Raw genomic sequence first — 13,586 nt, 5'->3', positions numbered from 1 at the left:
AACCAATTTCGCCAAAGGCTGCGTCACGAAATGAGTGATCGCACTGATATCCTGATCGTGGGTGCCGGGCTTGCGGGCCTGTTTCTGGCCCTGCGTCTTGCACCGCGCAAATGCACGGTCATCTGCCCTGCCCCTGTTGGTCAGGCATCGTCCTCGACATGGGCGCAAGGTGGTCTGGCGGCCGCGCTCGCACCGGACGATTCTCCGGAAGAGCATGCGCGCGACACTGTTCTGGCGGGCGACGGCCTTGTCGATCCGGTCACCGCACAACTCATTGCCGAAGCTGGCCCGCTGCGCGTACGCGACCTGATAGAACTTGGCGTACCGTTCGACCGGACGGCAGAAGGCGCACTCGCCCTGTCTCTTGAAGCCGCTCACAGCAAGGCACGCGTTGCCCGTGTAGCAGGCGATCTGGCAGGCCGCGCCATTATGGAGGCGCTGTCAGCAGCGGCCGCGGCGGCTGAACATATCGAAATAATCGACGGGCTGAAGGCAATTGGCCTGCTGTCAGGCAGCAAGAAGAATGTGGCCGGCGTGCTTGTACGCGACAGCGAAGGAGAAGTCTCTCCAATATACGCCAGAGAAACCGTCTTCTGTACGGGTGGCTCGGGCGGGCTATTCCGCATCACAACCAATCCACGCGAATCCCGGGGTGATGCCGTGGCTATGGCCTATGAAGCAGGCGCCCTCATCGCTGATCTGGAGTTCGTGCAATTCCACCCGACGGCGATCGACATTGACCGCGACCCCGCGCCTCTAGCCACCGAAGCGTTGCGCGGCGAAGGCGCTAAACTGATCAATAAAGACGGTACGCTCTTTATGCCGCGTCACGACCCGATGGGCGAACTTGCGCCACGTGACCGGGTCGCGCGCGCTGTCCACATCGAAGCGCTGTCGGACGGAAAAGCCTTCCTCGATACGCGCGATGCCATCGGTGATGAGATCGAAGAGCATTTCCCGACCGTCTATTCTACCTGCATGTCAGCCGGTATCGACCCGCGGATTGATCCAATTCCGGTCGCGCCTGCGGCCCATTATCATATGGGCGGCATTGTAACCGACCTGTGGGGGCGGACCAGTCTGAAAGGCCTCTCAGCGTGTGGTGAGTGCACCTCAACAGGCGCGCACGGCGCAAACCGCCTCGCCTCCAACTCCCTTCTTGAAGCGGTCGTCTATGCTGCGCGGATTGCCGACCGGCTCAAGGGAAGCGATCTGCCAGAGCTCGACGACACTGCGAAAGGCATCTCACCACCTGATCTCGACGATGCGTCGCTGCAAACGCTCCGGGCTCGCATGGCGGCCGAATGCGGCGTCGTGCGCGATGGCAAGGGCCTCACAGCGCTGCTTGATTGGATCATCGAGCAAGCTGAAGAATTTCCGGCGGGGCTCGTGCCGCGGGCACTCGTGGTCAGCGAGCTAATCGCCCGCTCTGCCCTGCGACGAGAAGAGAGCCGCGGCGGACATTTCCGGTCCGATTTCCCGGACACATCAGATACGCCGAAGCGGACCTTTCTCTATAAAGGACAGGCCGGGCCTGTTTTCATCGATCCGCCCACCAGTAACGCTTAGAGGAGACCGAGTTTGACCTCATTCATCCCACCCCTTCCCGATATCGTTCTGGAACCAATTGTCCGCCTGGCGCTGAGCGAGGATCTGGGCCGCGCGGGCGACCTGACGACGGATGCGACCATTCCACCGGACACGACCATGGCCGTGAACATTGTCGGCCGTAAGGATGGAGTGATTGCGGGACTCGATGCCGCCAGACTCGCTCTGCGCATGATCGATACGTCTGTCTCTCTGGACATCGAGACACCCGATGGCGCGGCAGTAGCGCCGGGTCAGGTCGTGGCACGGCTGAATGGCTCCGCCCGATCCATTCTGACTGCAGAACGCACCATGCTGAACTTTATGGGGCGTCTTTCCGGCATTGCCACACTCACACGCGAGTTCGTCTTCCGCATTGAAGGCTCGGACGCCAAAATCGTTTGCACGCGCAAAACCACACCTGGCCACCGCGCCGTTGAAAAGCGCGCCGTACGTTGCGGCGGCGGCACGAGCCACCGCTATGGTCTCGACGATGCCATCATGATCAAGGACAACCATATCGCCGCTTGCGGCAGCATTACCGAAGCTCTGAAGCGTGCACTCGATTATGCTGGCCATCTGCGCATGGTCGAAATTGAGGTCGACACGCTCGACCAGCTTGAGGAGATCATTCCTCTGAAGCCCCACGCGGTGCTGCTCGATAATATGTCCTGCGACAATCTTCGCGAGGCGGTCCGCATGGTCGGCGGCGCCTTCACGACAGAAGCGTCCGGCGGAGTAAATCTGGACACTGTCGCTGAAATCGCTTCCACAGGCGTTGATTTCATTTCGGTTGGCGCGCTCACGCACTCTGCGTTGAACCTGGACCTCGGAATGGATGCCGCCTGATGAGGCTTTTCAAAAAAGCTGATTGCAAAGCCCGCAGAGCACCTTAACCTGTTCACTCAAACAGGGGATGGAACGAACATTATGAGTGAAGCTCGGGGACGCAAAAGCATCTTCATCACCGGCGCTGCATCAGGAATTGGCGCCGAGACAGCACGCTTCTTTGCCAAGAAGGGCTGGTTCGTCGGTCTTTACGACATTGACGAGCGCGGCCTCGAAGACATTTCAGACGAAATTGGCAAGCAAAACTCGCTCAGCGGCGTTCTGGACGTACGCGACCGCGACGCGTGGAATGCCGCTATGCGAAATTTCGGCGAAGCCACAGAGCGTCAGATGAATGTGCTATTCAACAATGCCGGTATCGGTAGCTTTGGCTGGATGGAGACGATCGCACCGGAAGAATCCGACCGTATGATCGATGTGAACCTCAAAGGCGTCGTCAATGGCGTCTATGCCTCTCTGCCCTATCTGAAGGAAACCCGCGGCGCCCGTATCATCAATACAGCGTCCACAGCAGGCATTGCAGGCTCTCCGCAGCTGGCAGTGTATTCCGCCACTAAATTTGCTGTCCGCGGGCTCACAGAAGCTCTGGATCACGAATTTTCCGATTTTGACGTAAAGGTCTGCTGCCTGCTGCCATGGTTTGTCGACACACCGATTCTGGATAGCGCAGGCCAGGAAGGCGCGAACCGCTTCATGAAAGACGAGCTGCTTGCCAGCGGTTTGAACGTTTACCCCGTGTCTATGGCGGCCGAAAAAGTCTGGGAAGCCGCACATGGCAAACAGATGCACTATCTTGTCGGCAAAGATGCAGAACGCGCGCGCTTCGCGAAGCGTTTCTTCCCCGGCATGCTGCAAAAGCGCATCGCGCGCTCTATGCCCAAAAGAGAAAGCTGACCGCGGCAGGCCGGGTCAGCTTTCGGACAATTTGATTTTCAGATCAGGTGATCAGGTCGAACGCTCATTGCGCTCACGAACCTCTGCCCATTCCTGACCGCGTGGGAAGCGGTAGAAAATGTGTGTGCCGATCGTTTTGGTGTGAACCAGATGACGGTTCCAGACCGGATCAACATAGTCCGTGTGATAGTGGGTCGCAGAACCTGTCAGAGGCTGGTTGAGCTCCATCATGACGTGAGATGCCACATCCTGCGCACGGCGCCACAGACGACCACGTGCAGGGTGACGATCCATCGCTCCATCACATGTGAAGCTGAACTGACAGCCCGTGCTGCGCTCAGAACCCTGGAACACAACCTCACATACGGAGTTAGGATAGCGGTGGTCACGAACACGGTTCACGATAACTTCTGCTACGGCGATCTGACCAAGGATCGGTTCAGAGCGTGCTTCGTAGTAGATCGCAGTGGACAGGCACTCATGCTCTTGTTGTGTCTGTTCGGCCATCTCGAGGTGAGACGGGTCGAAAGACGCATACGTCTCGAGCGCAGCCATATCGCGATAGCGCTGGCTGTAGCGGTCTGTTGCGGCACCCGGTGCACGATTGAGCGCATACTCAACGGTGCGAATCCATTCGGTGTCGAGGACAGCAGAATCGGAATCGGCCTCAACAGGCGCACGTGTTTCGATACGTGAAGCAAGATAGCGTGCATCCTCACGGAATTCTGCACGTTGTGTTTCGGTCTCAACGCGGCCAGCCAGAGTCGGGAGCACAATCGCAGCCGTCACTGCGCATGCGGAAATCGCGATTCCGCGCGCAAGCGTAGAGCGTTGCTCTCGATCAGACATAGTTGACCACCATGACGTCACTCGGCCCCAAGGCGACCGCTGACGTAATCCCTTACGGGAAGAAGTCTTAAATAGAGTTAACATTTAAGTTATAACCCCAGCTAATCTTTAACCCGTCTTAGTGTTTTATTCTGTTCAGACGGGTGGACTGACAATTACAAAACTGGTGCCAGTCGCCTCCAAAGTCAGGTGTAGATATCCATTTTCCTCACTTTTGCAAGATATTAGGAGTCGCACCTCATTAACATCACGAAATCTTCACGTGTTTATGGCCTGTATCGGCCAAGACCAGCTGGCGAATACTAAGCCAATACATTCGTCATAACTTGACGAAAAAATCCCATAAAATTCCATAAATTCAGTCGGCTAAGGCGGCATGATTTTCGCCCTTCGAGCGAAGCCATGTGCAAGCTCAGCACCCCCACCCGCGACCTGATGCAAAAACGGCGCACTGTAAAAAATTACCGTGCGCCGCTGTTTGTGAAGTCTGAAACGACCTGAAATCTACGATTTCAGTACCGCGTGAGCCGCTGCGAGTCGCGCAATTGGCACACGATAAGGTGAGCAGGACACATAATTCAGCCCAGCATTGTGACAGAAGATGACAGATGCAGGGTCGCCGCCATGCTCGCCGCAAATACCAAGCTTGATATCAGGGCGTGTCGCCTTGCCGCGTTCCACACCGATCTTGACCAGCTCGCCAACGCCTTCCTGATCCAGCGTCACGAACGGGTCTTTCTCATAGATGCCCTTGTCTTCGTAAGCTGTGAGGAAGCGACCAGCATCGTCACGGCTGATGCCGAGCGCAGTCTGCGTCAGGTCGTTCGTACCGAATGAGAAGAACTCTGCATCTTCCGCGATCTCACCGGCTTTGAGGGCCGCGCGGGGCAGCTCGATCATTGTACCGACGAGATAATCAACAGACGTACCGGCTGCAGCGAAGACTTCTTTTGCCATCGCATCAACGCGTTCTTTCAGGATTGATAGCTCTTTCTTCGTACCAACCAGCGGGATCATGATCTCAGGAACCGGCTTGAAGCTGGTGTCTTTGGCGACCTGAAGCGCAGCCTCAAAGATCGCACGTGCCTGCATCTCATAGATTTCAGGGTAAGTGATACCGAGACGGCAACCACGGTGACCAAGCATCGGGTTGGATTCAGCCAGCTCTTCTGCACGTGCTTTCAGGTCTTCAGCGTCGAGGCCCGTACCCTTGGCAACTTCTGCAATGTCGTCATCCGTATGTGGGAGGAATTCATGCAGAGGCGGGTCAAGCAGACGGATCGTGCAAGGACGGTCTTCCATGATGGAGAAGATTTCTACGAAGTCTTCTCGCTGGAAAGGCAGAAGCTTCGCAAGCGCTTCTTTACGACCAGCCGTATCAGACGCGAGGATCATCGCGCGAACGACAGGAATACGCTCAGCGTCGAAGAACATGTGCTCTGTACGGCAGAGGCCGATGCCTTCTGCGCCGAAGGATTTCGCTGTGCGAACGTCTTCCGGTGTCTCAGCGTTTGTGCGGACTTTCAACGTGCGTACACCATCTGCCCATTCCATCAGCTGACCGAAGTCACCTGAGAGGTCAGGCTCGATCATGTCGACTTCGCCCATCAGAACCTGACCGGCTGCACCATCAACCGTGATGACATCGCCTTCGCGAACTTCACGGCCGAATACGCGGAACACGCCTTCAGCTTCTTTGATCTGCATTTCACCAGCGCCGCACACGCATGGACGGCCCATGCCACGCGCAACAACGGCTGCGTGAGATGTCATACCGCCGCGAGATGTCACAATCGCCTGTGCCGCGTGCATGCCGTGAATGTCTTCCGGGCTTGTTTCCTGGCGGACGAGGATAACCTTATGACCGTCAGCTGCCATTTCAGCAGCTTTATCAGACGAGAACACAACTTTACCAACAGCCGCGCCCGGAGACGCTGGCAGACCCTGAACGAGCATATCGCGTGTCGCGTTCGGAGAAATTGTAGGGTGAAGAAGCTGGTCAAGCTGAGCTGGCTCAAGGCGCAGAACGGCTTCCTTCTCGGTGATGAGGCCTTCAGCAGCCATATCGACAGCGATCTTCAGCGCCGCACCAGCCGTACGCTTACCATTACGGGTTTGCAGCATGTAGAGAATGTTGTTCTCAACTGTGAACTCGATGTCTTGCATGTCGCGGTAATGGCTTTCGAGCGTCTGTGCGACTTCGATCAGCTGATTGTAAACCGCTGGCATCTCTTCTTCGAGCGAGACGAGATCGGAGTTGATCTTCGCGGCGCGCGCTTTGGAGATCGGCGCTGGTGTACGGATGCCCGCAACAACGTCTTCGCCCTGCGCGTTCACGAGGAACTCACCGTAGAACATGTTTTCGCCGGTAGACGGGTCACGTGTGAACGCAACGCCAGTCGCGGACGTATCGCCCATATTACCGAACACCATGGACTGCACGTTTACCGCTGTACCCCATTCCTGCGGAATATCGTTCAGCTTGCGATACAGGATTGCGCGGTCGTTCATCCATGAACCGAATACAGCAGAGACAGCGCCCCAGAGCTGTTCCATCGGATCTTCCGGAAACGGCTTGTCAGAGAGTTTCGCAACAGCAGCTTTGTACTGCTTGATAACGTCCATCCAGTCGTCCGCAGAGAGCTGCGTGTCGACATCGAATTCGTTCTGCTCTTTATACGTGTCGAGGATGTGCTCGAACTCGTGGTGAGGCAGATCCAGAACAACGTTAGAGTACATCTGGATGAAGCGGCGATAGCTGTCGAATGCGAAACGGCGGTCGCCAGACAGTTCAGCCAGACCTTCAGCAGTCTTGTCGTTGAGGCCAAGGTTCAGAACTGTGTCCATCATGCCAGGCATAGAGGCACGTGCACCGGAGCGGACAGACACGAGAAGCGGGTTAGACGCTTCACCGAATTTCTTGCCGGTTTTCTCTTCCAGATCGATCAGCGCAGCTTCGACCTGCCCTGCCAGTGTGTCCGGATATTTCTCGCCGAGTTTGTAGTACTCTGTGCAGACTTCTGTGGTGATTGTGAAACCAGGAGGCACTGGCAGGCCGAGCTTCGCCATTTCAGCGAGGTTGGCGCCTTTACCACCAAGCAGGTTTTTCATGCTCGCTTCGCCGTCTGAATCACCGCCACCGAAGGCGTAGACCCAACGAACGTCTGTAACCTGTTCTGCAAGCTTACTCATAAAACTCGTCCCCTAACCTTCTATTTTTGTGAAGTCCGCTACTTGGCCAAGCACGGATCTGATTTGTGAAAGCAGATACAGCCTGTTTTGCCGCACTGCAACATCATCTGCATTCACTGTGACATGGTCGAAGAATGCATCGATTGCTCCACGTAAACTACTCAAAACACCCATTGCCGCTTCAAAGTCTTCTGCCGTAAGGGCAGCCCCGGCTCTAATTTCGCCATCCTGAAGCGCGTCAAACAAGTCTTTTTCCTGTTTTTCGCTCAGTAATTGCTGATTGACCGATCCTTGGTAGGTCGTGCCGTCTTTTTTCTCTTCTGCTTTCAGAATGTTCGCGGCTCGCTTGAATCCGGCAAGCAAATTCGCGCCATCATCGCTGCTGAGGAAAGACTGAAGCGCATCAACACGGTTGGTGATCGCTACAAGGTCATCTTCGCCAAGCGCGAACACAGCGTCGATCAGATCATGGCGCTTACCCTGATCGCGCAGGTATTGCTTAAGGCGGTCTGCGAAGAAGGAAAGAAGGTCAGCATTGACCTGAGTGTCCTTTGTCAGCGCGAGGCGGACATTATTTTCCAGAACGATACGGACTACGCCCAGTGCAGCACGGCGAAGCGCAAATGGGTCTTTCGAACCGGTCGGCTTTTCATCAATCGCCCAGAAGCCAACCAACGTGTCGAGCTTATCTGCCAACGCCACCGCGATGGACACAGGCTCGGACGGTACAGCGTCGGAAGGGCCTTGCGGCTTATAGTGATCACGGATCGCATCAGCGACGGCCTGCGGCTCGCCCTGCTTCTGCGCATAATAACGGCCCATCACGCCCTGAAGCTCAGGGAATTCATAGACCATCTCTGACACGAGATCAGATTTAGAGAGACGCGCAGCGCGTTCAGCCAGCGCAGGATCAGCGCCAACCTTTGGCGCGAGCTCCTTGGCAAGCGCAGCGACGCGCTCCACCTTGTCAGCAATCGTGCCGAGCTCTTTCTTGAAGTCGATGGTTTTGAGCTTCTCGCCCATGTCTTCAAGCGGCGTCGCCAGGTCATTATCCCAGAAGAAGCGACCATCATTCAGACGCGCAGAGAGAACGCGGGAATTACCCTCAGCGATCTTCTTGCCGCCATCCTTCGCAGAGATGTTCGCCACCACGACAAAGTTCGGCGCGAGGCCACCTGTCTTCGGGTCACGCACAGCGAAATATTTCTGGTGCACGCGCATGGAAAGCTGGATGACTTCCTCAGGCAGATCGAGGAAGGCCGGGTCCATTTCGCCCAGAAGAACGACCGGCCATTCAGCAAGGCCTGTGACTTCTTCCAGAAGACCAATGTCTTCCACCAGCTCCAGGCCAGCATCGGCGCAGACTTTTTGCGCATCGGCGTGAATTTTAGACCGGCGCGCTTCGCGGGACAGCATCACATGCCCCTCGCCTTCCAGCGCAGCCTTATAGCTGTCAGCATCGGTTACCGCGAACGGGCCGCGGCCGTGCACACGGTGCCCTTCGGTTTCATTGCCTGATGCGAGCCCATCCACATCGAATGAGACGACCTCGCCACCGAATACGCAGACAACGCGTTGTAGCGGACGCACCCAGCGAAGATCGCCAGTGCCCCAGCGCATGGATTTCGGCCAGTGGAAGCCACGAATAACGGACGGAACGATCTCGGCGATGATGTCAGTTGCTGCACGGCCCGGTGTCTCGATCACAGCGACGTAGAAATCGCCCTTTTTCGGGTCGGACTTGATCTCAGCCTGATCAATGGATGTGAGGCCTGCGCCACGCATAAAGCCCTCTACGGCTTTTTCCGGCGCGCCCACTTTCGGGCCTTTACGCTCTTCGCGCACATCAGCGGATTTCTCAGCCACATCACTGACGATAACCGTCAGGCGGCGCGGACCGCCAAGCGTCTCAACAGCGCCAAATTCCAACCCTGCGCCAGACAGCTCTTTTTTGATCGCCTCCCCCAGATCGGACTCGGCTTTCGCCTGCATACGGGCCGGGATTTCTTCACAAAAGAGTTCGAGCAAAAGCTGGGGCATAGAAACACGTTTCAGCTGGATGGATTTGCACTCGGATTAGCGCCTCAAGAGAGAAATGCAATGCATAGAATGGAGCATGTGCCATGAAAGCGCACACTGTGACAAATACGTACGGTATTTTTTGCCGGAAACGGACAATTTTTTTGGATTTCTTGAAACTGAGTACGGGGGTGTTGCGTTGTTTAGAGACCAAACATTCCAATTTGTTCAGGAGGACATGATGGAACAGCAGAGCCTCAACACGTCCGAGAAGGACGACAAACACGAGATCGAGCCGTCTGAAGATGACAAGCTCAAAGATCCGAAGAAAACGTGGGATATCGTAGACGAGGAAGGAGATGAATCCTTCCCGGCGAGCGACCCGCCAGCGAATTACTAAATTGAAACTCAGCCGGGATACGTCCCGGCTGAATTCGTATGAGGCCTAGACCTCGATATTGCGAATGTCATCGACCTGATAGGTCAGCGGCTCCGCGTCATCGCCGTGCGCGATGGTGACGTAAGACCCGTGAAGTATCTGATGGTCGGCCAGCTTATAAAGCGGCTCGTCAGGCCCTTCGTCCTCTTCGTCATAGTGAAAATGCCAATGACTGCCACGATGGGTGAGAAGCCCATCGGCTGCCAGCGCATCATCAGGGTGGAACCGTTTCACCGTGCAATGCTTTTTCACATCGCGCCAGGCGTCGACATCCAGCTTCGCGTCATTGTTGAGCGGTGCCACGATGACATAACCCTGATCGCGGTCTCCTTCCGGAAAACCCGGATTGCGCGCCAGTCTTAGAACAATCTGTTTGAGCTGCATCTGATTTCCTCCGGTCAGCTTATCCATATAAAATATATGGTCATTATGCGCACCAGCGGAAGTGCGACCAAAAGGACGCCCATACCGCTGATTTCAGCAAACCATCGAAACAGGCCTTTCCCTCACCGCAGTTCAATGTAGTCTGCTACAAAACGCGAAAGAATAAGCGCGTCCATCGGGAGGACATTATGAGGCAATCATTTGTGAAGCAGAGCCTGCTGGCATCTGCGGTTTTTGTGCTGGCGGGGCTTCCGGTTGCAGCGCAATCAGACGGTGACGCACCCGATGACACGCTCCCGGGCCGCGCCGTCTATGAAAACTTTTGTCAGGCCTGCCATGAAAACGCGGCCGACGAACGCGCCATTCCATTCGATCAGCTGGTCAATCTGCCCCGCCAACAAATTGAAGCAGCACTGGGCGAGAATGGCCTCATGGCCCCGATGGCCGCATCTATCACCGCAGACGAGACTAGCGACTTGATTGATTACCTTGTCTCGGGACAAGCCGCCGAACAGGATCAGTCTGCATGGACAGACGCTTTCATGTGCGCCGCAGGCAATCGCACGGTTGACCTGACCGGCCCCGAAACCTGGACAACTTTCGGCGTGAACACTGAGGGCTGGCGCTACATCTCCGAAGAGGCGTCGGGTCTCTCACAAGACGATATTCGCAATCTTGAAATCGACTGGGTGATCGGCGAGCCGGACGGCTTTCAGATGAGCGTGGCCACGGCCAATGTCGGTGACACGCTATTTTATGCTGGCGGCGGAAACCTATCTTCGCTGGATCAGGACACCGGCTGCGTAAGATGGACCTATCGTTTCGGCGAACAGACTCGCTCTCCCCTCACCTATGGCGAAATCGGCGATCAAAAGGCGATCCTGTTCGTCGAGAATGAACGCATGATCCACGTTGTGAATGCCGAAACCGGAGAGCTGATCTGGCAGGCAGACGGCCAGCCCCTGCGCGGTGATGGCGGCGATATTCGCCCCGGCGTCGTTCTGCACGAAGATAAAGTGCTCGTGCCAATCTCGGCGTCCGGCGTATTTCCGAACGTCGAAAGCTGCTGCACGGGCCATGGCGCACTGGTTGTTCTAAACGCGGAAGACGGCTCCCATCTCTGGGAATACCACACCATGGAAGAATCCTCGCCGAACGGTCTCTTCAATGATCTCGGCCAGCCGCAGCAAGGCCCGTCCGGCGCGCCGATCTGGTCCCAGCCGACAGTCGATGTTGCGCGCAACCGCGTACTCGTCACGACCGGTGAGAATACCTCTCTGCCAGCGACCAATACATCTGATGCGATCATCGCGCTGGACCTCGACACAGGCGAACCAGCCTGGCTGTTTCAGGCCATGGTTGGCGACGCGTGGAACGCCCACTGCCGTGGCACCGATGAAACATCCGGCCCGAACTGCCCCTGGCATTGGGAAGAGTATAATATCGGCCGCGATTTCGACTTTGGCGGCGCCGCAGTCATCGTTACCTCCGAGATCGACGGCGAAAGCGTTGATCTGGTGCTGGCGGGCCAGAAGTCAGGCCATTTGTGGGCGCTGCGCGCTGACGATGGCACACTCGAATGGGCGCAACGCGTTGGTCAGGGCACGGCGCTTGGCGGTAATCACTGGGGCATTGCAACGGATGGCGAGACGGTCATCCTGACGATCAATGACCCTGTGCGCCCCGGCGCTCCAACGCCTCGTCCGGGTGTATTCGCTTTCAATGTCAGCGATGGCACACCGCTCTGGGAATATAGCGCTGAGGCCGACTGCGATGACGGACGCGGCGAACGGCTGGTCCGTTGCGAGAGCCTGTTCGGCTTTTCGGCGACGCCCCTCATCGTAGGAAGCTCGGTGATTGCCGGTACGCTGGATGGGAAGCTTTTTGCCTTCGATATCGAGACGGGTGACGTCCTGAATGAGATCGACACAACTGTCCCTCTCACCTCAATCAACGGGCTTCCGGTTCAGGGCGGTTCGATTGATAGCCATGCCATTTCTGCAGCGCACGGCATGATCGTAACAGGCTCTGGCTATGCACGCTTCGGACAAAATACCGGCAATGCACTAATTGCGCTAACGCCGAATGATGGCGAATAGCAGGATTTCGGCAGAAAGCGCTCCGGTCGCGCTTTCTGCCGTATCGTTTACTCTGTGCCGCAATACTGATTTTCGACTTCAATTGACTCTGCGAGTGTCATCATGCCGACGGCTTCCCGGCGCGCATCGACATTCGCACGGTCCTGAATGGTGGCGGGCACCCACTGGCCGTTTTCACACTGGCCTGCCGTGCCCCACTTCTGAGCCTCACCATTTGCAGCCATGACATCGTCATAAAACATGGCGAACACATACGCGTTGATATCCTCGCGCTCCGCGTATGGCTCAAAGACGGACAGAGTGCTTCGCTGGAAATCCAGATCGCGCAGGTTCGATACAATGTCGAATGCAATGGACATAGTCACAGGGCCGACTTCGGCGATCCCGTCCCATCCGACGCGGTCAACGTGCGCCTTCAGTTCAGTTGCAGCCTGCGCTGCAGCAAAAGCAAAGAACGGATCGACCAGCTCGAGAAACTGCTCGCGATCTTCCATTGTCATCTGCTCGCTCATCATGATGTCGCTAACGACGATGCCGGGGTATTCAGCGACCATCGCGATACGCGCGATATCAGCCGCAAGTTCAACATTAGCGTCATGACGGCGCTCAAACTCACCAGCGAGGTAGCGGGCATTTGCGGACGCATCCTGTGCGTGGGCCGTAGATGCCATGCTGACGGAGGACACGGCAAGTGCGCCAATCAGAAAGGTAGAGGTCAGAAACTTTTTGAGCATTTAGGGCTCCATACTGTGTTCAGTGATGAGGCGAACATGCCTGAACCCGTCTGAACGCACCGCAACGATTTGAACGGGCTGGCGTTCAGCTTCAGATCACTCCTCGCCGGGCGTGACTTTACCACGAAGTGACTTCACTTCACCGCGCTGTTTCTTCGCCTGAATGCGGCGACGGATAGCGCCTTTGGACGGCCGTGTCGCTATCCGCTTTTTCGGAACGACAAGCGCCTGCTCGATCATTTCTTTCAGACGCTCGCGGGCAATCTCGCGATTGCGCGCCTGGCTGCGCGTATCCTGAACCTGAATGATGATTGCGCCATCTAGGGTCCATTTACGACCGGCCACGCGCTTCAGACGACGCTTCACCGGCTCTGGCATTGACGGGCTGGAGGCAGCTTCAAAACGCAGCTCCACCGCAGACGACACCTTGTTCACATGCTGCCCACCGGCGCCGGAAGCGCGAACGAATTGCTCGGTCATCTCCCAGTCCTGAATGGATATGTCGTTATTGATGCGCAGCATATTAAGTCAGCTTCCGGT

At 56.5% G+C, this 13,586-nt stretch carries 11 protein-coding genes; 5 read left to right on the top strand and 6 right to left on the bottom strand.

What is annotated here, in order from left to right; genetic code table 11:
• The first annotated feature begins 30 nt into the window (after positions 1 to 30).
• The 3 genes from P1U45_RS10680 (at position 31) to P1U45_RS10670 (ending at position 3,330) form a co-directional block, all read left to right on the top strand.
• Positions 31 to 1,569: an L-aspartate oxidase gene (locus tag P1U45_RS10680; RefSeq protein WP_301059064.1), complete on the top strand. Its 1,539-nt coding sequence runs from the start codon at positions 31 to 33 to the stop codon at positions 1,567 to 1,569.
• Positions 1,570 to 1,581: 12 nt separating this feature from the next.
• Positions 1,582 to 2,436, top strand: coding sequence for a carboxylating nicotinate-nucleotide diphosphorylase (nadC, locus tag P1U45_RS10675; RefSeq protein WP_301059063.1), 855 nt, complete (start codon positions 1,582 to 1,584; stop codon positions 2,434 to 2,436).
• 81 nt (positions 2,437 to 2,517) lie between these two features.
• Entirely contained in the window at positions 2,518 to 3,330 is an 813-nt protein-coding gene (locus P1U45_RS10670) for an SDR family oxidoreductase (RefSeq protein ID WP_301059062.1), read from the top strand.
• Between the two features lie 51 nt (positions 3,331 to 3,381).
• Here P1U45_RS10670 and P1U45_RS10665 read toward each other — a convergent pair whose 3' ends face one another.
• The 3 genes from P1U45_RS10665 to glyS all read right to left on the bottom strand — a co-directional run bounded on the left by P1U45_RS10665 (position 3,382) and on the right by glyS (position 9,411).
• Complete coding sequence (locus tag P1U45_RS10665; RefSeq protein WP_293608535.1) at positions 3,382 to 4,179, bottom strand: cell wall hydrolase; 798 nt, start codon at positions 4,177 to 4,179, stop codon at positions 3,382 to 3,384.
• 504 nt (positions 4,180 to 4,683) lie between these two features.
• A complete protein-coding gene (gene ppdK / locus P1U45_RS10660) occupies positions 4,684 to 7,371 on the bottom strand; it encodes a pyruvate, phosphate dikinase (protein ID WP_301059061.1) in 2,688 nt (895 codons plus the stop codon).
• A 12-nt stretch (positions 7,372 to 7,383) separates the two neighbouring features.
• Positions 7,384 to 9,411 (bottom strand): glycine--tRNA ligase subunit beta, encoded by a 2,028-nt coding sequence (gene glyS, locus P1U45_RS10655; RefSeq protein WP_301059060.1) that lies wholly within the window; start codon positions 9,409 to 9,411, stop codon positions 7,384 to 7,386.
• Positions 9,412 to 9,631: 220 nt separating this feature from the next.
• Between glyS and P1U45_RS10650 the strand changes: the two genes are divergently transcribed.
• A complete protein-coding gene (locus tag P1U45_RS10650; protein ID WP_301059059.1) occupies positions 9,632 to 9,790 on the top strand; it encodes a hypothetical protein in 159 nt (52 codons plus the stop codon).
• A gap of 45 nt (positions 9,791 to 9,835) precedes the next feature.
• Here the strand turns inward: P1U45_RS10650 and P1U45_RS10645 are convergent, their stop codons facing one another.
• Positions 9,836 to 10,213: a hypothetical protein gene (locus P1U45_RS10645; RefSeq protein ID WP_293608532.1), complete on the bottom strand. Its 378-nt coding sequence runs from the start codon at positions 10,211 to 10,213 to the stop codon at positions 9,836 to 9,838.
• Between the two features lie 188 nt (positions 10,214 to 10,401).
• On the opposite strand from P1U45_RS10645, the gene P1U45_RS10640 reads away from it, so the two are divergent.
• A complete protein-coding gene (locus tag P1U45_RS10640; protein WP_301059058.1) occupies positions 10,402 to 12,312 on the top strand; it encodes a PQQ-binding-like beta-propeller repeat protein in 1,911 nt (636 codons plus the stop codon).
• Between the two features lie 47 nt (positions 12,313 to 12,359).
• Here P1U45_RS10640 and P1U45_RS10635 read toward each other — a convergent pair whose 3' ends face one another.
• The gene (locus P1U45_RS10635) at positions 12,360 to 13,046 is read right to left on the bottom strand and encodes a DUF6624 domain-containing protein (protein WP_301059057.1); all 687 of its coding nucleotides are present in this window, start codon (positions 13,044 to 13,046) and stop codon (positions 12,360 to 12,362) included.
• A gap of 96 nt (positions 13,047 to 13,142) precedes the next feature.
• A complete protein-coding gene (arfB, locus tag P1U45_RS10630) occupies positions 13,143 to 13,568 on the bottom strand; it encodes an alternative ribosome rescue aminoacyl-tRNA hydrolase ArfB (RefSeq protein ID WP_293608529.1) in 426 nt (141 codons plus the stop codon).
• Positions 13,569 to 13,586: the final 18 nt, after the last annotated feature.

Source organism: Ponticaulis sp. (assembly GCF_029210165.1).
In the GTDB taxonomy this organism is placed as follows: domain Bacteria; phylum Pseudomonadota; class Alphaproteobacteria; order Caulobacterales; family Hyphomonadaceae; genus Ponticaulis.
The sequence above is the reverse complement of the archived record's forward strand: the minus strand, read 5'-3'. Positions and strand labels throughout refer to the sequence as shown.